Genomic DNA, 19,624 nt, shown 5'->3' with positions numbered 1-19,624 from the left:
AGGCGAGCCTGGGTGCTCCATGGGGCCCTGGGCGCCCGCGATCCGCCTGCTACCCTCACTTTCCCGCCCCATCTCCATGACCTCCATGGTTCAGCTCGAAGACGTCATCGTGATCGGCGCCGGCCCAGCGGGCTCGGCCGCCGCCAACCTGCTCGCCCAGGCCGGCCATCGCGTGCTGGTCTTCGAGCGCGAGCACTTTCCTCGCTTCCACATCGGCGAGTCTCTGCTGCCCACGGAGCTGTCGAGCCTCGCCCGCCTCGGCGTCGACCTCGACGCGGTGCCCTGCTTGCGCAAGCGCGGCGCGGTGTTCATCGACGAGCGCGACGGTCGTCGGACCTCCTTCTCCTTCGACGAAGGCCTCCCCGGCACGCCTGGCCACGCCCACCAGGTCGAGCGCGCGACCTTCGACCACCTGCTGCTCCAGGCGGCCGAGCGCGCGGGGGCGCGGGTGCGCCAGGGTCATCGGGTCGTCGAGGTCGAGGTCGGCGATGACGCGGTCCGCGTGGTCGCGGAGACGACGGAGGGGGAGCCCACGCGGGTGGAGGCGCGGGCGCGCTACCTCGTCGACGCCAGCGGTCACAAGGCGCTGCTCGCCCGGCAGGCCAAGGCCATCGAGCCCTACCGCGACTTTGGTCGGGCCGCCGTGTTTCGCCGCTACACGGGCCTGCGTCCAGAGATCGCCGCCGAGCTCGAGGCGCGCGGAGAGATCATCATCAAGATCGTCGACGACGGCTGGATGTGGATGATCCCCCTGCTCGGCGGCCAGCTCAGCCTCGGCCTGGTCAAGGCCAGCGGCAAGGTCGAGGCGGCCACCTTGGACGCGGAGATCGCCGCCTCCGCGCTGATCCAGCGGCTGACGGCGGGCGCCGAGGCCTCGCCCGCGGCGTGCATCGGCAACTTCTCCTATCGCAACACCGCGCCCTACGGCCGGCGCTACGCCTGCATCGGCGACGCGGCCTGCTTCTTGGATCCGGTGTTCTCCTCGGGGATCGCCCTGGCCTTCGCCGGGGCCGAGGGCCTCGCCGAGCTCCTCGGACCGGCGCTCGCGGACGACCGGGAGGCCGAGGCCGAGCTCATGGCCCCTCTCGGCGAGCACATGGAGCGCGGCTACGAGGCCTTCCGCCGGTTCATCTATCGCTTCTATCACTCGGGCCTGGTCGACAACATCTTGCTCGCCGAGCGCCATGGCCACCAGGTGTTTCGCCAGGGCGTGATCTCGGTGCTCGCCGCCGACGTCTGGCGCGATGACAACCCCTTCCAGGACATGCTCCTGCGCGCTCGTCGGTGGCGCTGACTGGCCCGCTCGGCGAGCGCCTGCTCAGCGGGTCTGGTGTAGGCCGTCGGCGAGGCTGCGCAGGATCGTGATCTCGCCAAGGTCGAGCCCCGAGTGGATCAGCTCCTTGGCGAGCTGCGGGCGGATCCCCGAGATCATCGCCTTCGCCCCGAGCAGGCGCAGGGCGCCGAGCAGCTGACGCACGCGCTCGGGGCTGCGCCCGTCGACCATCGCGACGCCGGTCACGTCGAGGATCACTCGCCTGGCCCGGCGCGAGACCACGGCCTCGAGCAGCCGGCTCGTCAGCGAGTTTGCTTGGTCGTCATCGAAGGTGCCGATGATCGGGACCGCCAAGGTCCGGTCCCCGACGTCGAGGATCGGCGCCGACAAGGTCAGGATCTCCTGGCGCTGGCGCTCGACGAGCTCGAGGGTCGCGCTGAGCGAGTCGATGCGTTGGCTGCGGGCCTCGGCGAGCTGCTCGGCCTCGATGCGCGAGGTCTCGTCGGCGTGCTCGACGAGCACGCAGTGCTCCTTGGTCACGGGATCTTGGATGCGCTGGGCGACGATGCTGTGCCAGCGCTGGCCGGCCTGGGCGCGCACGCGGGTCAGGACCCGAGTGGTCTTCCCCGCGAGGGTCGCCGCGAGCAGGGCCTCGGCCTCGGCCCGATCCTCGAACCAATCGAGCCACGAGTCGGTCTCGCCGATGGCCTTGTCGACCTCGGCGTTTTTCGAGAGCAGGGCGCCCTCGCGGCCGACGAGCACGCGGATGAAGGCCGACTGCTGGGCCATGGCGAGCTTGCGCTGGACCAGGGGTGGGGCCGCGTCGTGGATCGGCATCGCCTGGTTGAGCAGGCCGTAGCCGCCCGAGGGCAGCGCCACGCCGCATAGATCGAGGAGCAGCAAGATGGGCTCACCCATCTGAAAGAAGGTCCACTCCTGGCTGATCCGCTTGCCGGCGGCGATCTGCTGCATGAGCAGGGCCGCACGCTCGATCTCCGACTCGGTTGCCTCCGAGGTCACGTCGCGGGCGTAGAGCTCCTCGGGACCGCTGGCCTGCCAGAGCTCGAGGGCAGGGGCGTTGGCCCAGCAGATCAGCAGCGTCTGGACGTCCAGCACCCAGCTCGGGAGCGGTGACTGCTGGAGCCCCGCCTCGCAGCTCGCAAAGTCGATGAGCTGCACCTCATTGGATGCTATGGGTCCCAACTGTCAGCGACACTATCGAAGTCAGCCGACATCCGTCAATGTAGTGACTGTTTCGTTGCTATCGGGATGGCCCGAGACTGGATATGGCCCAGCCCTGAAGCTGAGGCTGGGCGCGTCCTCGGGGGCGCGGGTCCGGAGATCAGCGCCGGGGATGGCTGCCTCAGTTTTCTGCACGGTTTCGAGCGACCGTGCGTTCACGTGCGGCTTCGAGGCGGACTGCGAGCATGTTGCGGAGCTCGGTGGTGAGCTCTCGAGAGCTGCGATTGGCCGTATCAATCATTGGTAGGACTTCGAGCTCGAATTCGGGCACACGCTTTGGCATGTCGTACCACTTGTCCCCCTTTTTCAGCACAGGTGGGTCATTGAGCACGAATATCGGCAAGATCGGGACGCCGGCACGGATCGCGGCCTCGGCTGCGCCCCGACGGAAGCGGTGTAGGCGCCAGGCCGGCGAGCGGGTCCCTTCGGGGAAGACCAGCACGCTCCGACCGGCGCGCAGGCGCTCGACGAAGATGTCGAGGACGGCCGTTTTGCCGAAGGTCTGGCCCTCGCCGTCGGGGCCCTTGAAGTCGCCGCTGGCCATGAAGATCCGGCGCAGGGAGGGGGACTTGAAGAGCGCGGCCTTGACCAGGACGACCACGCCCGGGAGCGAGGCCTTGATGAAGAGCACGTCGATCAGCGAGGGGTGATTGGCGACGATGACCTTGGGCCCCGGGGGGATCTTCGAGGTGTCGGGGAGCCGGTAGTGCATCAGGCCCAGGCGGGCCATGAAGCCGATGGCGAACGCGTAGGTCCGCATGAAGAAGCGATCGAGGGCCAGGCGCTGCTCGTCCGCGGGGAGGTGGCGGAGGCGGTGGCGCTCGATCGGCAGCAAGATCCAGGCGATGGCGCTGGCGCAGCCGTAGAAGATCAGGAAGGCCAGGCCCGACAGGGGGATGCGAAGGAAGCGAGGCACGGTGTTCGCGGCGATGATTTCACGGCCGCGGCCGGGGGCCAACCTCCCGGGGGGGGCGAGCGCGCCGGCGCGAAGCCGAGCGGGGGCGAAGGGGAGGGCCGAAGGGGGATGGGAGGGGCCGAAGGGGAGCTGCGCTGAGCGCGTCGTCGCCGGGACGAAGACAGCTCGGCTGGGTTCCACCACGGGCTCCTAGGGGATGAAATCTGCGTGCGTGAGTCCGTTAGTGATCGGCCCAGGGGTTTGATGAGACCATCAACCTGCCGCCCCCCCAGAGGTCCGCCATGTCCATGCCCCAGTTCTCCCGTGCTCCCCGCCTGATGCTCCCGAGCCTCGCCTGCGTCGCCCTCGCCGCCGGCTGCAACCGCGTCGCCGATGAGGGGGAGGAGGGCTTCGGCGATGATATTGGCGACGAGGTCGGCGAGGCCCCGGGCAGCGGCGGGGAGGTCAGCGAGAGCTGCTGGGACGAGGAGGTCCAGCCCGGAGAGCTGTGCCAGGTCCAGGATCCGCCCCAGGACGCGGGCATCGACCCCTGCTCGCTGAGCGTTGCCGACTTCGACGGCGACGGCCGCCCGGACCTCGCCGTGCCCAACTCCGACTGGCTGCTGCCCGCGGGCAGCGAGCACGTGACCAACGTGCTGCGCGGCTACGGCGACGGCAGCTTCGCCCCGACCGAGGCCCACGACGCGGGCGAGGAGCTGCCCGTGGGCCTCGCCGTGGGCGACTTCGACGGCGACGGGGACCTCGACATCGCCACGGCCAACAACCAGGCAAACGCGGCCTTCTTGGCCTTCAACGACGGCCAGATGGGCTTCGGCGCCGCCGTCGGTGAGTCCGTGGGCACGACGGCGAGCTCGATCGCGGCGGGGGACTTCGACGGTGACGGCCGCGATGACCTGGTCGTGACCACGAGCGAGGGCCTCGCGCTGCTGCGTGGCGGGCCCGGGGGCGCCGAGTGGATCGGCAGCCTCAGCGTCGGCGAGGGCGTCCCCATGCACGCCGAGCTCGTCGACATCGATCTCGACGGGAGCCTGGACCTCGTCACCTCGGTCGTCAACAACCTCGGCAGCGAGGGCCGGGTGGTGGTCTTTCACGGGGCGGGCGACGGCAGCTTCCCCGAGCAGGTCGAGTACGCGATCAGCAGCGATCCATGGTGGGTCACCACCGGCGACCTCAACATGGACGGGCACCTCGACCTCGTGGTCGCGGGCTACGGCGACGACTCGATCTCGGTGCTGCTCGGCAACAGCCAGGGCGCCTTCTTGGCGCCGACGCGCATCGAGGTGTGCGGGGGCCCGCAGTCCGTGGCGATCGGCGACATGAACAACGACGGCGCCGAGGACATCGTGGTCGGCTGCATGGGCACCAACCTGATCGAGATGTGGATCCAGGCCCCGGGCGGCGAATTCGAGCGCCGGCGCTGGTGGGGGACCGGGAGCACGCCGGTCTCGGTCCAGGTCGCCGACCTCAACATGGACGGGGTGCTCGACGTGGCCTGGGCCAACCAGTACGGCAACAGCGTGGGCACGGCGATGTCGCACCCCTGAGCGCGAGTAGCGGGCGTGGCGGGCCCGCTCCCGCCCGCTACTCGGTGAACGACTCGGTGAACGACTCGGTGAACGAGGCCGAGAGCAGGTGCGCCGCGTGGTGGGCGTGGAAGCGCAGCTCGTCCTCGTCGGTGACCGACTCGAGCCAGGTGTTGAGGGCGGTGTAGGCGGTCGAGGTCAGGAAGCTGATCCAGACCGGATCCGGGTCGTCCATGGCGCGGATGAAGTGCGGGTGGGCCTGGTCGAAGAGCACCTTGTCGTCGATGGACACGAGCTGCTCGCCCGGGCCGTCGAGGACGTCGATCTCGTCGAGGAGGCCCTCGCTCAGCAGCGCCTGGTCGCGCTCGCGGATCAGCCTGAGCTCGGCGCGGATGCGCTCGAGCACGCGGCCCACGGGGTCCTCGGGCGGGGCTTTGTCGGCGGCTGCTTCAGCAGTCGTGTCGGCAGTCGTTTTGGGGGTCGTGTCGGCGCCCTGGGGATCGGCCTCGTCGGCGAAGAGCGCCTCGCTGGCGCTGGGGAGTACGCCGGCGCCTGGGCGCTGCGTCCGTTGATCGGGGAGAGGCTGCTGGGCCTGGGGAGACTGCGGGGCGCTCGGTGAGGCGGGGGCGGGGTGCTCGTCCCACAGCCGCAGGTGGAGCAGCTCCGTGGGCCGGGCCTCGCGAGCGGCGTCGAGGGAGATCAGCCGCCCAGTGCCGAGCTTCAGCAGCGGGAGCTTGCACAGGCGCTGGTAGAGCCCCTTCGAGATCGCGTCGAAGCTCTCCCCGCTCCGCACGAGCGAGTCGAGGGTCAGCAGGGCGTCGCGCAGGAGAGCCGTGCGCAGGCCTCGGAGGCACGCGGCCTCGGGCGCCGAGAATGCGGCGCGATCGGGCCGCGCGAGGTCATCGCGGTGGTCCTCGAGCAGCTTGGAGTACAGGCGGATCACTCGGTTGGTCAGCAGCCGCGTCTGCGCGCCGCTGAACGCCGGCTCGGTGAAGCGGTCGTCGCAGGGGGCCCCGGACACGACGCCGCAGCAGGGCAGGGCGAGGTAGGGGCGAATGGTGGCGACGAGCTTGTCGCTGTCTCCACACGAGACGTCGGGGGGGAAGTGCCTGGACGCGGGGAGCCACAGCACGCCGCGCAGGCCCTGGCGCTCGACCGGGACCGAGACCAGCGCGTCGGGTGGGGCCTCGAGGGCCGGCAGCTGTGGGGCCTCGGCGCGGCGCTGGCGACCCTCGACGAAGTCGTGCCAGCGCGGGCTGTAGTCCTCGAGGCCGCCGAACATCGCCTCGGCCAGCTCTCGCGCGCCATCGTCGAGCAAGACCACGGGGAAGGGGGGCGCGAAGGCGAGGCCGAGATCGCGCTCGACGTAGTCGAAGCAGCCGCGCGCAGCGTAGCGCTCGCTGAGCTCGGCCAGCGAGCGCGGCTCACCGTCGAGGTCCTCGAAGAGGGGGAGCGCAGCGAAGCGTCGGCCGAGGGCGTCGAGGCGGCTGGGGTGCTGGCCGGCCCGGGGGCAGACGCGATCGAGGTAGACGCAGATCCACGCGCGGGCGAGCTCTCGCTCGTGGGCCTCGAGCTGGGCGTAGCCCTCGGCGAGGGCCGGGAGCAGGCGCTCGCGCAGGGTCATGGCCATGAACGCGCGCAGGGTCTTCATGCGCGTGCTCTGGGCATCGACGCCCGCGTAGTTGGTGTCGAGCTCGGCCTGCGCGTCGTCGACGATGCCGACCGCGGGCACGACCGCGAGCAGCCCGAGCCGCTGCACGCGTCGCCGCTGGTAGCACAAGGTCACGCTCATCTCCTCGGACAGGGCTGGCGCCCGCGGGGGGATCGCCAGCTCTCCGACGAAGCCCTCGGCGTCGAACTCGACGCTGATCATCCGCTCGCCCTCGGGGACGCGCAGCTGCTCCTCGGGGCGGGCCTGGAAGTCGGCGGCGCGGCGTCGCTCGTGGATCCAGTCGCTGGCCTCGATCAGGGCCGCGGCCCCGAACAGATGCGACAAGGCGAGTATATCGATGCGATCGAGGGCGAGGATCAGGCGCTCGTCGCCCATGTCCTCCATGTCACCCATGTCGGCGAGGGCGAGGCTGGCGTCGACGTAGGCGATCTCGTTGGTGCGCTGATAGTGGGCGTCGAGCTCGGCCAGGCTCAGAGGGGCGTCGCCGAGGCTGCGCAGCAGCGGGACGCCCTCGAAGCGCGGGTGGTGTTCGAGCAGGGGGAGGCGGGCGCCGTCGAGCTCGGCGCTGGGCGGCTGGGGCGGGCGCTCGGCGATCTCGAGCGTCCGCGCGTAGGTCGGGAGCTCGCCCGCGTCGAGCAGCAGCTCGACGGCGGCCTGGAGCGTGGTCGGGTGGAGCGCGGGGGCGAGCGCGACGAGCTGGGCGTAGGCCTCGACGGCCTGGGCGTGATCGTCGGGGCTGGCCTGACGCAGCGCTCGCCAGGCCGCATACATCGCGCTCGAGGCGAAGGGCGAGAGCGCGCAGGTCCACAGCAGCTGCCGCAGGCCCTGGTCGTGGACGTAGCCGCTCGCGCGCTCGGCCTCGCGGGTGAAGAGGTCGACGAGGGCGAGGTCGAGGGCGAGGCGCAGGGGGGTGCTCGGCCCATCGAGGCGCGTCCACTGCCCATCGACCGGGGCCTCGTCCCAGGCGACCGCGGCCGTGACCCCCGGCTGCCAGGTGTCGAGGTCGAGCCAGCACAGCCTGCGCTCGTCGACGATCAGCTCGACCCGGGCCGTGTGCTCCTGACCGATCTGCCAGCCGCGGGCCGCAGGCCTGGCGACGCCGACGAAGCCGCGCATGCCCGCGGACTCGAAGGCGCTCGTCCACTCGGCCTCGGGCCGCGTGGGCTCGCAGACCGGGCGCTCGAGGTATTCGAGGCGGCCGAGCTGGGCGAGGTAGGCCTGGCCATGGTCGCGCAGGGCCCCGTCCCCGAACACGCGCGAGAGCAGGCGCTGCTCGTGGGGCTGGAGGCGGAGCAGGAGCGCCTCGCTGGGGTGCGCTGGGAGCTCGGGATCGAGCCACAGCAGCTCGCCCCTGGCGTGGAACTCCGCGCTGAGATCGCTGAGCCCGACCTTGTCCCCGTTGATGGTGTAGAAGCGCAGCAACCGGGCGATGTCCTTCAAGGACAGGGGCGGCCCGAGCTGCTCGAGCAGCTGCCGGGCGCGCTCGCTGCCCCAGCCAAAGGCCACCAGCCAGCGCTGGGCGAAGCTGGCGTCGGCCAGGTGGGGCATCGCCTCCTCGATCACCCGCCGCTGGTCGGCACCCGCATCGTAGGCCCAGGCCGCGGCGAGGGCGGGGACCTGGGCCAGGGCGAGGTGCAGGCCCCTGGCGAGGGGGAGATCGAGCAGCGGCGCGTCGTAGCCGGGCGAGGTCCCAAAGGGGCCGCTGAGCACGAGCGCGACGCCGAGCTGGGCGAGGCCGAGATCGACGGTGGGCTTGAGGATGCACAGCAGGTGGTCGTCGACGACGATGCGCACGTCGTTATGACCCCCGGGGAACAAGGCGATCTCACCGGACACGCCGTGCTCGGGAGCGGCGAAGCGCTTGGACCTCCAGTTCCCCCGCGGGAGGCGATCGTCGTGCGCGCGGGCGCGCCAGGCCAGCCGCGCCCGCTCGTTTGCGAGCGCGGTCCGCAGCGCCTCGGTCACGTCGCGGTGCTCCGGGTGGACGCGGGCGAAGACCTCGCCCTGCTCGGGGCTGCGCATGTAGATGACCGGCTCCCAGCCCGGAGGGAGCTGCTTGCCGAAGTCCTCCGTGCTGACCATGATTTCGCGGCGCTCGGCGATGCAGATGGGGCTGATCCACTCGTGCTGGGTGGTCAGCCACAGATGGAGCTGGGCGAGCGTGCCGAGGGGGCCGGCGTCGGGGCGCAGCCACGAGGCGTCGGCGTGGCGCTGAAAATAGTCGCGCAGCACGCCATAGGCGAGCTTGGCGAGGAGGGTGACCTCGCCCGTGACGAAGGCGCCGTCGAGGAGCATCTGCGCGAGCTTGGCGAGGAGCGCCTCGGTGACGTCGCCGAGCGCCTCGAGCATGCGCTCGTAGGTTGGATCGTTGCGGACCACGTCCGCCTGCGAGACGTCCTTGCGCAGGCGCGGGGAGTCGACGACGAAGCGCAGGCCAGGGGGGAAGCGCTCGGCGGGCAGCTCGTGAGTGGTGATCCACACCCCGTTCGAGAGCAAGACCAGCTCGGCGGGGCGCTGGTGCTCCGTGAAGACATAGGCCGCGAGGCCGCGGAAGTCTTCGCGCTCGAAGGCGACCTCGGTGAGCTGCTCGCCGTGCGGGAGGCCGTGGCCGAGGTTGCGGCCGCGGAGCATGATCGTGGCGCGCGAGTACTTGCAGCGCTCGCGCAGCAGCCGCTCCTCGGGGAGGTCGGCCCCGGACAGCTGCATGGCGGCGCGGGCGAGCACGCCGGAGTGGAAGCGCTCGCGCAGGTGGATGTAGGTGGTTGGGTAGAAGTGGGGCGCGCAGGCCTCGTGGAGCAGGTCGCGGGCGGGGTCGTCGGCGGGGAGAGTCTCGACCACGTCGGGGCGGTCGGGGTAGAGCATGGCACGGACGACCGCCCCGCCCTTGCCCGCGCAGCTGACGACCCCGAGGAAGCGGGGATCGAGGGCCATGGCGGTGTTGCAGGCCAGGGCCAGGTTTCGCCGCGCGCTGAGGGTCGAGGTCTCGTGCTTGGCGAAGAGCGAGGTGTAGAGCTCGTCGAGGTCTTCCTTGGTCAGCGCGTCGCCGTCGAAGGCCACGCGCATGTCGTTGCTGTCGATGTCGAAGCGGAGCTCCTTGGCCCCGAGCTGCGTGGCGGCCTCGACGATCAGCAGCACGTAGCGGTGGTGCTCCGCGAGCTGGAACTGGCGTAGCTTGCTGCGGGCCTTGTCGCGGTCGAGGGAGAAGTCGCCGTCCGAGTCGAACTCGGCCGCGTTGGTCAGGTTCTCGATCAGCTCTGTGGCCTTGGACATCGCGCCTCTCGCTTGGACATGGCGGCGCTGGCCAGCGCCGAGTCTTGGGCGGGGGAGATCGCGCCCCCGTGGACGAAGAACAGCTTGATCAGCTGATAGGCCGCGAGCTCGACCTCGCGCTTGGCGAGGCCGAGCAGCGTGCGGACGGCGGGGTTGTCCGCGTCGACCACCAGGACGCGGCGGCGGCTGAACAGGCCCTTGGTGATCTCGCCGGCCTCGTCGACCGGGGTCAGCTCGCCGTACTCTCGCTGGCTGATCGCCACGCGCCCGGCGAGCGCGCTGCCGCTGCGCTCGAAGCAGCCAAAGCGACAGCCGCCGATCTTGTGCCCCGTGTCGTCGAGGATCTCGGCCACGGCCGTGGCCAGGGGCTGCCACCCGCGGCGCTCGGCGAGCGGGGGATCGGTGGGTATGAAGAAGCGCTCCTCGAGCCAGCGGCTGGCGCCGGCGTCCTCGCGCAGGGCGTCGAAGGCCGCGAGCATGGGCGCGAGGTCGGGGGCGCGGGCGAGCTCGGCGTGGCTCGAGGGGGTGACCCCCGCGTAGGTGGCGACGACGACCAGGTCCTGGGCCTCGGCGGCGTCGCTCAGCGGGCTGGGCTCGGCGCACAGCAGGAGATCGTCGCCGTCGCGCACGGCCCCGCGCAGCTCGTTCCAGGTGTAGACGCGTCCGCTGGGCGAGCGCGCGCAGGCCAGCTTGGCGGTGATCCGCGACAGCCCGGAGGCGCACAGGTGCCAGTGCGCGGCCTCGTAGAGCAGGTGCAGGCGCTCGGCGGCGGCGCCCGGCTCCCGCGGCCACTGTGCGCGCACGCAGGCGTCGAGCTCGGCGAACACGAGCTCGCGCAGCGGCCCATGGGCGAGCTCGACGAGGCGGGCGGCGACCTTGGCGTGGTGCGCGTCCTTGATCACGTCGTCGCGGGTCAAGGTGTGCTCGAGGTAGCGAGAGGACACCTTGAAGACCAGCCCGCGCAGCTGGGTCATGACGCTGTTGTGGCTGCCCTCGGCCTCGACCAGGGTCAGGCCGCCGTTGAAGTAGGCGTGGCGGGTGGGCGAGCCGGGCTCGTGGCCGAGGAAGATATGCGAGAACTCGTCGCGGTACTCGTGGCAGAGCGGGGCGTCGAGGCCGAAGGGCTCGGAGATCAGCGCGCCGTCGACCCAGACCTCGCCGTTGGCGTGGCGGCACCAGTAGCGGATGACCTCGCTGGCCCGGGCCACGAAGCGCTCGTAGTCCTCGCGCTTGCTCGACTTGATGATGCGGATGCTCGTGCCCTCGAGGGCCTGGTCGAGGCGCAGGCGCTTGAAGTTGCGCTGCTTGTCGAAGAGCACCCGCCAGGCCTCGCCAGCCCGGGCGGTGTCGACACAGACCGCGTCGGGCTCGATAGCGAACACCGACACGAAGCCGATGCCGAACTTGCCGATCTTGGTCATGTCGCCGTCTTTGGCCGAGGAGAACAGCCGCGTCAGCCGGCTGTCGATGATCTCGCGGTCCATGCCCTCGCCGGCGTCGACGATCGACACGACCATCGCGCCCTGATCCGGGTTGTCGGCGTTGGCTTCGAACTCGAAGCTGACCTCGACCTCGGCGCTGCCGGCGTCGAGCGCGTTTTGGATCAGCTCGCGGAAGAAGGACATCGGGTCGGCGAACTGGTTGACCAGCTCGTCGAGGGCGTCTCCGACATCGAGCGCTGCGGGGGAGGCCATGGCGCTCGACGGTAGCCCGACGGGGGGGCCCGCGTCGACCGGCGCGCGCGCGGGCTGCTAAGCTGTCGACATGTGTCATGTCCTCCGCCACGGCCTGGCGTGGGCCGGCCTCGGTCTTGGTCTCGGGGGATGCCTCGTCGCGCCGACGATAGAAGGCGGGGGCTGGGATGAAGGTGGGAGCTGGGATGACGACGCCGGCAGCGAAGGCTCGACGGCGCTCGACCACGGCGTCGAGTCGGACGGCCTGGAGGACGCCACTGGCCCGCAGGAGGGGCCGGGCTCGGGGGACATGGAGGACGGCGAGGTCACGCCCTCGGATCTCGGCTGTTGCACAGCTGAACAGGTCCTGTTCACCGAGGTCAGCGTGAGCGCGGGCATCGATCACAGCCACGGAGACGGCTTCCCGCTGCCCGGGGACTGCCTGATCGACACCTTGCTCCCGCCCAAGGAAAACTTCTTTTGCGCGATCGACTGGTCGACCGCCGGGGCGGCGGCAGGCGACGTCGACGGCGACGGCTGGGTCGATCTCTACGTCACCCGGTTGTTCGAGCCGGGCATCCTCTATCGCAACCGGGGCGACGGCAGCTTCGAGGACGCGACCGCCGAGTTTGGCCTCGCCGGCCTCGATCACCAAAGCGGCGCGAGCTGGGCGGACTTCGACAACGACGGGGACCTCGATCTCTACGTGAGCACCGTCGGGGATCTGCGCCATCGCCTGCTGATCAACTACGACGGCTGGTTCATCGACGAGGCGGGGCCGCGGGGCGCCTCGCTCGAGAGCGGGCACCCGCAGACGGGGACCAGCGTCGCGCCGGGCGACTACGACAACGACGGTTGGCTGGACCTCTACGTCGGCGACTGGCACACAAACGCGATCGGTGAGTTCCCGGCCCACGCGCGCCTGCTCCACAACCGCGGCGCCGCCGAGCCGGCGATCTTCGACGACCTGACGGAGGCGGCGGGGGTCGTCGTCGACGACGTCTATTTGGAGTCCTCCACCGAGACCCCGAGCGTGGGCACCTTCGTGCTCGGCGTGGCGTGGGCCGACCTCGACGGCGACGGCTGGGTCGAGCTCGTGCAGTCGGCGGACTTTGGCTGCTCGCGGCTGTTCTGGAACCAGGGCGAAGGCAGCTTCCTCGACGGGACCTTCGCCTCGGGGGTGGGCACGGATCGCGACGGCATGGGCACGGCGATCGCCGACTATGACCGCGACGGTGACCTCGACTGGTTCGTGACCTCGATCATGGGGCCCTATAACGACGGCAACCGGCTATACAGGAACCTCGGGGCCCGCCAGTTCGACGATCAGACCGACGCCCTCGGCGTGCGCGACGGCTTTTGGGCCTGGGGGGCGGTGTTCTTCGACCAGGACAACGACGGAGACCTCGATCTCGCGCTGACCAACGGCTGGCGGGCGACGCTGCACTTCGACGACCCGATCGTCTCGTGGACCAACGAAGGCGGGGTGATGGTCGAGAACCCCTCGACGCTGGGCCTCGCCGACACCGGACAGGGACGCGGGATGATCCGCTTCGACTATGATCGCGATGGGGACATCGATCTCTTCGTGGCCAATCAGGGCGGGGCGCCCAAGCTGTTTCGCAACGACACGATCACGGCCAACCACTGGTTGGAGGTCGAGCTACGCGGGACGAGCTCGAACCGCGACGGGCTCGGCGCGCGGGTCGAGATCGAGGTCGAGGGTGAGCGTCAGCTCCACGAGGTCGGCGCGGGCGACGTCAGCTACCTCGGCCACTCCGAGCGCGCCGCTCACTTCGGCCTCGGTCAGGCCGAGCAGGTCGGGCTGGTCCGCGTGACCTGGCCGGCGAGCGGCGTGGTGCAGGTGTTCACCGACCTGGCCGTGGATCAGCGGGTGCTGGTCGTCGAGGGCTGAGAGTCTGTGAATTCACAGACTCTGAGCTCGGCGCGGGCAAAGAAAAAGAGGGCTCGCGGTGGCGAGCCCTCTTCGGCGCCTTGGCGTGGACTCAGCAGGCTGCGCCGCAGTCGTCGGTCGCTTCGTCGACGCAGATGCTGTCCCAGTTGTTGTCGCAGCAGTAGGAGTCGAGGGCGCAGACGCAGTCGAGGATCGCGTCGACGTCACAGGTGCCCGCGCTGCCGCTCGTGCAACAGGTCCCCGAGGTGCACGAGCCGGTGTTGAGGCTCGTGCAGCTCGAGCATGTCGCGGTGCCGGTGGAGTAGGTGTCGGGGTCGACGGTCGCGCAGGACTGGTTGCCGTCGCAAACTTCGCCAGCGTCGATCACGCCGTTGCCGCAGCTCGAGCAGCCCGAGGTATCGAAGCCGCTGCAGTCGGCCGTGCAAGCCAGGCTGCCGCCGCTGAAGCCCTGGGTCGCGCAGGTCTCCCCGTCGAGGGCGCTGCCGTCACAGACCTCGTCGCCGCCGATCTGGTTGTTGCCGCAGGTGTAGGTGCAGGCGCTCTCGTCGAAGGCGTTGCAGCCCTCGACGCAGGCGAGGGTGCCTGCGTCGTAGCCCTGGCCGACGCAGTTGGCTCCGCCGAGGTTGCTGCCGTCGCACAGCTCGCCACCGTCGATGGCCCCGTTGCCGCAAGCTTCGCTCTCGCAGGCGCTGGCGTCGAAGGCCGTGCAGTCGTCGGCGCAGGCCAAGGTGCCGCTGTCGAAGCCCTGGCTGAGGCAGTCTTGATCGTCGAGGGCGTCGCCGTCACAGACCTCCCCGTCGTCGATCACTCCGTTGCCGCAGTTCTCCGAGTCGTCGGTGCTCTCTTCTCCGGAGGTGCTCTCTTCTCCGGAGGTGCTCTCCTCTCCGGAGGTGTCCGTGCTCGTCGTCTCCTCGGAGGTGTCCGTGCTCGTCGCGTCTTCGCCCTCGCTGCCGATCTCGTCGCTGGAGTCGTCGTCGTCTTCGGTGTTGTTACCCGCCGATGTCGAGAAGCCGCCGAAGCTCTCGGATTCGGCGTCTCCTGACGCGCAGCCAGATACAGCGACGAGGCTCGATACCAAAGAGATGAGAATCGAGCCTGAGCGGATTTGCGCGAGCGGTGAGGCCATGCGCAAATCCTACGAGCTTGGTCAGGGGAGGGACAAGTAAACGGGCGAAAAGAACTGTGTATCTTGGCTATGCGAGGTGGGTCTCGGGCTTTGCGCTGGTGAAATGTCGGTATCTCGCGACCCTGATATCCGAGCCCCTATTGGAGAGAAACTAGGGACAAATGGCGCCGCAGTCGTCGGTGGCTTCGCCGACGCAGATGCTGTCCCAGCCGTTGTTGCAGCAAAAGGAGTCGAGCGCGCAGACGCAGTCGAGGACCGCCTGGACGTCGCAGCTGCTCGCGTCGCCCGTCGAGCAGCAGGTCCCCGAAGAGCATTCACTCGTGTCGGTGGTGGTGCACTCGGAGCACGTGGCGCTGCCCGAAGAGTAGATCTCGGGATCGATCTCGGCGCAGGATTGATCACCGTCGCAGATCTCCTCGCCCTCGATCACGGCATCGCCGCAGGTCGAGCAAGACGTGCTGTCGAGGGCGCAGGTGTCCGAGCAGGCGAGGGTGCCGAAGTTGAAGCCGAGGGTCTCGCAACTCTGGTCATCAGGAACTGCGCCGTCGCAGTCCTCGCCCCACTGGAGCTCGCCATCCCCGCAGACGTCGGCGGGGATCGGCACGACCGAGCCGTCCGGCATGTGCGCGAGCATGAGCGCTGGCGCGCCACCCGACTCGGTGGTCAAGTAGAGGTCGATGAGGATCTCCGCGCCGAGATCGGGGACGCTGAAGGTGTGGTCGGGGACCTCGTCGTCGTCGACGTCGATCCCGAGATCCATGGCGCCCACGGGGGCAAGCAGGGGGGCGGTCGCGCCGAAGTCGAGGTTCTCGACCAGCAAGACAGGCGGATCCGCGAGCTGCCACATGTCGACCTGGCCAAGGTCGGGAGCTGCGTTCGAGACCTGGAAGAGCACGGTGTCCGCCTCGATGGCGCTGTCGTCGTCGACGAGCAGCATCACGGACAAGCTGGCCAGGTAGTCGTAGGCCGCCGCCGAGTACATCGTCTGCGCGGCGAGTTCGACCTCGACGCTGAGCACCGCGTCTTCGATTGGCTGGCCGGTGGCCGTAATCGATACCGTGTGCATGCCCTCGGGGACCTCGAGGTAGTTGGTGCCCGATTGGAAGGGGAGATCGGAGACGGCCGGAGCGTCGGCGTCGTCGATGTAGATGTCGACGTTGGGCGCGTCGAGGCCCGCGTGGAGCACCCGCAGCATCGCCATCTCGGGCGGCACGTCCGTGGTCTCCGAGGTGTCGGTGTCGGTGTCGGTGTCGGTGTCCGTGTCCGTCGAGCCGGAGTCGGTCTCGGTCGAGCCGGAGTCGGTCTCGGTCTCGGTCGAGCCGGAGTCGGTCTCGGTCGAGCCGGAGTCGGTCTCGCCGATGTCGTCGTCGGTGCTCGACTCGGAGTCGGTCCCGGAGCTGTCAGTCTCGGGGGTGCCGACATCGTCGGTGTTGGTCGTGGTGTCGTCGGAGCAAGCGAAGGCGGCGAAGCCGAAAACACATACACCAATCGTGAGGGGGAGGCGATGATTCGAGCGGTACATTGAAGCTATCCATGCGTGCGTCGTGGACATCCAGCTGTCCATGATGCGCGACTTTCACAGTTTAGGAGGACGGTTCGAGGACCGCCACAAAAACGTGCCAGTGACGGCTGGAAAATCTCCAGCCAGCCAGCCAGCTGCCAGGGCGTGCGCGCTTTTGCGCCTGATGCGCGATTTCTCCCGTCGGCCCCTTCTCGCCTATGCTCCCGCAATGTCCGAGGCCAAGGCCACGCGCTCGAGTGCCGCGAGCAGCCAGAACATCGCCTACATCGAAGGCCTCGATCACCTGCGCGGCTTCGCGGCCTTCATGGTGCTCTTCCACCACGGCTTTTGGGTCTCACTGGGCATGCACTACCCGCCGGCGGTGACGTGGAACAATTGGCCCAAGGCACAAAACCCCCTGTTCGCGCCAATCATCGAGACCCACGTGTTCGTGACGGTCTTCTTCATCGTCAGCGGGTTCATCTTCACGCTCGTGGGCTTCGGCAAGCAATTGGCCTACGGAAAGTACCTGCGCAACCGCGTGCTGCGGGTGATGCCGGTGTTCTTGACGGCGCTCTTCTTTGGCATCGCCTTGTTCCCCGATCGCTTCGAGTGGGACCGCTTCGTGACCACGGCGACGATCTTCGGGGACATGAGCGCGGCCAGCTTGCGCCTCCACCCGGTGACCACGGCGTTTTGGACCGTGGCCGTGGAGTTTCAGTTCTATCTGATCTTCCCCTTCTTGATCGCGATCATGACCCGCCAGGGGCCGCGGCCGCTGGTCTGGATGATCGCGCTGATGCTCGGCCTGCGCACCGTGGGCTTCTTCTTGGGCGACAGCATCCGCGACTTGCACTACTGGCACCTGATCCCCGGGCGCCTCGACGCCTTCTTGATCGGCATGCTCGGCGCGCGGATCTGGCTGCGCTGGCGCGACGACCCGCGGGCCGCCGCGCTCGGGCCCGGAGATCCGCTCAGCGCCGGCCTGGCCCGGGCCCTGCGCGAGCGCCCGTGGGCGAGCTTCGCCACGGCGATGGTCGTGCTCCTGGCCTGGGAGTGGTTCCTGAGCCAGAGCGGCGGCTACCCCAAGCAGGCGTGGTGGAAGATCTGGGCGCCCACCTGGGAGTCGCTGGTCTGTCTGCTCGCGGTCCTCGGCTACCTGGCCGTGGCCGGCAAGATCTGGGCGCCGATCAAGCGGACCTTCGCCTTCCTCGGGGACATGAGCTTCTCGACCTACATCTGTCACTTCATGATCGTCGGGCTGGTGATCGGCGATCCCCTCGACCGTGAGCACATGCCCGGGTTGATGCTGCCCTTTCACCAGTGGTGGCCGGGCATCCACCCCATGCTCGACGCCACCTTGAACACCCTGCTGCTGGCCTTCCCCGCGGCGATCCTGCTCTCGCTGCTCTTCTTCAACGCGGTCGAGCGGCCCTTCATGCGCCTGCGGACCCGCTACGTGTCCGACGTTGGCGTCGGCGTTGCCGCCAACGCTGCCGCCAACACCAGCGGTGGGGGAGGGAGCGCCTCGTGAGCGCCGCCCGACGCCTCGCCGCGCTCTTGATCGCGAACTCGCGCGAGCCGGAGGCCCCGGGCGAGACCCTGCGCTGGGCCGTGGGTCTGCTGGTCCTCGCCGTGGCCGCCGTGGCCCTGCGCTGGCCGGCCACGCGCATCGGCCCGATGAGCGACGACTACATGCAGTACGCCATGGTCGCGGGCATCTTCCCCGGCGACGGCTACGTGCCCTTCGATCTCTACGCCTTCTTGCGCCGCGGGCCGCTCATGATCGAGCACGTCGAGAAGGGCACGGCCCCGTGGTGGTCCGAGCCGGGGCTGCACGGCACCGTGTTTCGCCCGCTCTCGAGCCTGCTGCTGTCCATCGACCACTGGTTCCTGCCGGGGGCCCGGGCCTGGCACGCGCACTCGCAGCTGTGGTTCGGGGCCTCGATCGTCAGCTTTGGCCTGCTCGCGCGGGCGCTGCTGCCCCGCGGCCCGGCGCTGCTGGCCGTGCTGCTCTACGCCTGCGAGGCGGGCTTCGTCTCGCCCCTGGGTTGGCTGGCCAACCGCTGCGTGCTGGTCTGCGCGACCTTCGGGTTCGCGGCCTTTCGCGTGCACCTGCGCTGGCGGCGCGGGGAGGGCGGCCCCAAGATGGCGCGCTTCGGCCCGTGGCTCGAGGGCCTGCTCGTGGCCCTGACCATGACCGGAGGCGAGTACGGTCTGGCGATCTTGCCCTACATCCTGATGTGGGAGGTGGTCATGGGCGAGGGCGACTGGCGCACGCGCGGGCGCGGGCTGCTGCCCGCGCTGATCCCCACGCTGGCCTACCTCGCCGTGCACAAGGCCCTGGGCTACGGGACCTTCGGCGCCGACGTCTACGCGGACCCGGTCCACTCGCCGGCGGGGTGGTTCAAGTGGGCGGTCATGCGCATGCCCAAGCTGATGACCGGCGCGTTTTGGTCGGTCCCCGCGGCGACGATCCACGTGTTTCGGCACCCCGCGGCGGTGTGGTGGTACGAGCTCACGGTCCCGCCCAACCCGGTGCCCATGGACTACCACCGGATCCACGCGATCCTCGGCTGGCTGGGCGTGGCCGCGGCCGGGGCGAGCGTGGCCCTGGCGCGGGTGGCCCTGAGCGAGGATGAGCGCCGGACCATGCGGGCGCTGCTGCTCGGCGGGATCTTGGGGCTCTTGCCGGTGACCGTGGCGCCCTCGCACTCGCGGCTGCTGATCATGGTTCAGCCGGCGACTTGCGCCGTGGTCGCGCTGGTGCTCTTTGGCTGCGCGCGGCTGCTGTGGGCGCGCAAGTGGGCCCGCGGCCTGGCGCTGCTGCCGGCGGCGCTGGTCTTGTTCGGGCTCCACGTGCCCATGGATATCGCCTGGGGTCAGCGCTACATCCGGCACCTCGATGGCATGCAGGCGGGGAACATCCTCGCGTTCACCGAGGGCGACCTGCTTCAGCAGCCCCTCGAGGGCCGCGACGTCATCGTGCTCAACGCGCCGAGCCAGACCGCGGGGCTCTACGGCGAGTACGTGCTCCACCAAAACGGCGCGCCCACGCCCCGCAGCTGGCGTCCCCTGGCGCTGAGCGCCGAGTTCCCCATGGCCGCCTTCCGCCCGCAGGCCGACACCCTCGAGCTCACGGCGATCGCCGGGGGGGCGTGGATGTATACCGCCGGAGAGCTGTTCTTTCGCCGCGACGAGGCTCGGCTGCGCACCGGCGAGGTGCTCGAGTACCCCACGCTGCGCGTCGAGATCCTCGCCGACACCGACGACGGCCACCCCACCAAGGTCCGCTTTCGCTTCGCCCGCGACCTCGACGATCCGCAGTACCTGTTCATGATCTCGACGCCCAAGGGGTTGATGCGCTGGACCGTACCGCCGGTGGGGGGGCGCGGGGTCGTGCCCTTCGCGAGGCTGCCGCCGCCCGAGGACCCCGACGTGATCCTCATCCCGCCGGTCAAGCGCGACTGAGCGAGTGCGTCGCTCCGGGCGCGCGCCGGCGCGCTCGGGGTA

General features: G+C 69.8%; 11 protein-coding genes. 5 read left to right on the top strand and 6 right to left on the bottom strand.

Annotation, left to right across the window (positions count from 1 at the left end; translation table 11 throughout):
- Positions 1–85 precede the first annotated feature (85 nt).
- Complete coding sequence (locus G6O69_RS32060; protein WP_172307271.1) at positions 86–1,294, top strand: FAD-dependent oxidoreductase; 1,209 nt, start codon at positions 86–88, stop codon at positions 1,292–1,294.
- Between the two features lie 24 nt (positions 1,295–1,318).
- Here G6O69_RS32060 and G6O69_RS32055 read toward each other — a convergent pair whose 3' ends face one another.
- Both G6O69_RS32055 and G6O69_RS32050 read right to left on the bottom strand, forming a co-directional pair.
- Positions 1,319–2,452: an STAS domain-containing protein gene (locus G6O69_RS32055; protein ID WP_172307270.1), complete on the bottom strand. Its 1,134-nt coding sequence runs from the start codon at positions 2,450–2,452 to the stop codon at positions 1,319–1,321.
- Between the two features lie 184 nt (positions 2,453–2,636).
- The gene (locus tag G6O69_RS32050) at positions 2,637–3,431 is read right to left on the bottom strand and encodes a lysophospholipid acyltransferase family protein (protein ID WP_172307269.1); all 795 of its coding nucleotides are present in this window, start codon (positions 3,429–3,431) and stop codon (positions 2,637–2,639) included.
- 281 nt (positions 3,432–3,712) lie between these two features.
- On the opposite strand from G6O69_RS32050, the gene G6O69_RS32045 reads away from it, so the two are divergent.
- Positions 3,713–4,975 carry an FG-GAP-like repeat-containing protein gene (locus G6O69_RS32045; RefSeq protein WP_172307268.1) on the top strand — a complete coding sequence of 421 codons (1,263 nt, stop codon included), beginning with the start codon at positions 3,713–3,715 and terminating at the stop codon, positions 4,973–4,975.
- 37 nt (positions 4,976–5,012) lie between these two features.
- On the opposite strand, the gene G6O69_RS32040 is transcribed toward G6O69_RS32045, so the two are convergent.
- Together G6O69_RS32040 and G6O69_RS32035 are read right to left on the bottom strand one after the other, a co-directional pair.
- Positions 5,013–9,896: a hypothetical protein gene (locus G6O69_RS32040; RefSeq protein ID WP_172307267.1), complete on the bottom strand. Its 4,884-nt coding sequence runs from the start codon at positions 9,894–9,896 to the stop codon at positions 5,013–5,015.
- A complete protein-coding gene (locus tag G6O69_RS32035; RefSeq protein WP_172307266.1) occupies positions 9,875–11,590 on the bottom strand; it encodes an ATP-binding protein in 1,716 nt (571 codons plus the stop codon). The genes G6O69_RS32040 and G6O69_RS32035 overlap by 22 nt, the downstream gene beginning before the upstream one ends.
- Positions 11,591–11,660: 70 nt before the next feature.
- Here G6O69_RS32035 and G6O69_RS32030 point away from each other — a divergent pair, with 70 nt between their 5' ends.
- Positions 11,661–13,484 carry a CRTAC1 family protein gene (locus tag G6O69_RS32030; protein WP_172307265.1) on the top strand — a complete coding sequence of 608 codons (1,824 nt, stop codon included), beginning with the start codon at positions 11,661–11,663 and terminating at the stop codon, positions 13,482–13,484.
- 91 nt (positions 13,485–13,575) lie between these two features.
- Here G6O69_RS32030 and G6O69_RS32025 read toward each other — a convergent pair whose 3' ends face one another.
- Both G6O69_RS32025 and G6O69_RS32020 read right to left on the bottom strand, forming a co-directional pair.
- Positions 13,576–14,610 carry a hypothetical protein gene (locus tag G6O69_RS32025; RefSeq protein ID WP_176397217.1) on the bottom strand — a complete coding sequence of 345 codons (1,035 nt, stop codon included), beginning with the start codon at positions 14,608–14,610 and terminating at the stop codon, positions 13,576–13,578.
- A 151-nt stretch (positions 14,611–14,761) separates the two neighbouring features.
- Positions 14,762–16,174 carry a DUF4397 domain-containing protein gene (locus G6O69_RS32020; protein ID WP_255215926.1) on the bottom strand — a complete coding sequence of 471 codons (1,413 nt, stop codon included), beginning with the start codon at positions 16,172–16,174 and terminating at the stop codon, positions 14,762–14,764.
- 166 nt (positions 16,175–16,340) lie between these two features.
- Between G6O69_RS32020 and G6O69_RS32015 the strand changes: the two genes are divergently transcribed.
- Positions 16,341–17,645 (top strand): acyltransferase, encoded by a 1,305-nt coding sequence (locus tag G6O69_RS32015; protein WP_172307262.1) that lies wholly within the window; start codon positions 16,341–16,343, stop codon positions 17,643–17,645.
- On the top strand, positions 17,642–19,582 hold the full coding sequence (locus tag G6O69_RS32010) for a hypothetical protein (protein WP_172307261.1): 1,941 nt from the start codon (positions 17,642–17,644) through the stop codon (positions 19,580–19,582). Before G6O69_RS32015 ends, G6O69_RS32010 begins: the two co-directional genes overlap by 4 nt.
- Positions 19,583–19,624: the final 42 nt, after the last annotated feature.

The organism is Pseudenhygromyxa sp. WMMC2535, assembly GCF_011083025.2.
Note: the sequence above shows the minus strand (reverse complement) of the source record. Positions and strands in the feature narration are given on the sequence as shown.

Coding starts and splice junctions, on each gene's coding strand:
- G6O69_RS32060 (WP_172307271.1), top strand. CDS start 86: ATGGTTCAGCTCGAAGACGTCATCGTGATCGGCGCCGGCCCAGCGGGC.
- G6O69_RS32045 (WP_172307268.1), top strand. CDS start 3,713: ATGTCCATGCCCCAGTTCTCCCGTGCTCCCCGCCTGATGCTCCCGAGC.
- G6O69_RS32040 (WP_172307267.1), bottom strand. CDS start 9,896: ATGTCCAAGGCCACAGAGCTGATCGAGAACCTGACCAACGCGGCCGAG.
- G6O69_RS32035 (WP_172307266.1), bottom strand. CDS start 11,590: ATGGCCTCCCCCGCAGCGCTCGATGTCGGAGACGCCCTCGACGAGCTG.
- G6O69_RS32030 (WP_172307265.1), top strand. CDS start 11,661: ATGTGTCATGTCCTCCGCCACGGCCTGGCGTGGGCCGGCCTCGGTCTT.
- G6O69_RS32025 (WP_176397217.1), bottom strand. CDS start 14,610: ATGGCCTCACCGCTCGCGCAAATCCGCTCAGGCTCGATTCTCATCTCT.
- G6O69_RS32020 (WP_255215926.1), bottom strand. CDS start 16,174: ATGGACAGCTGGATGTCCACGACGCACGCATGGATAGCTTCAATGTAC.
- G6O69_RS32015 (WP_172307262.1), top strand. CDS start 16,341: ATGTCCGAGGCCAAGGCCACGCGCTCGAGTGCCGCGAGCAGCCAGAAC.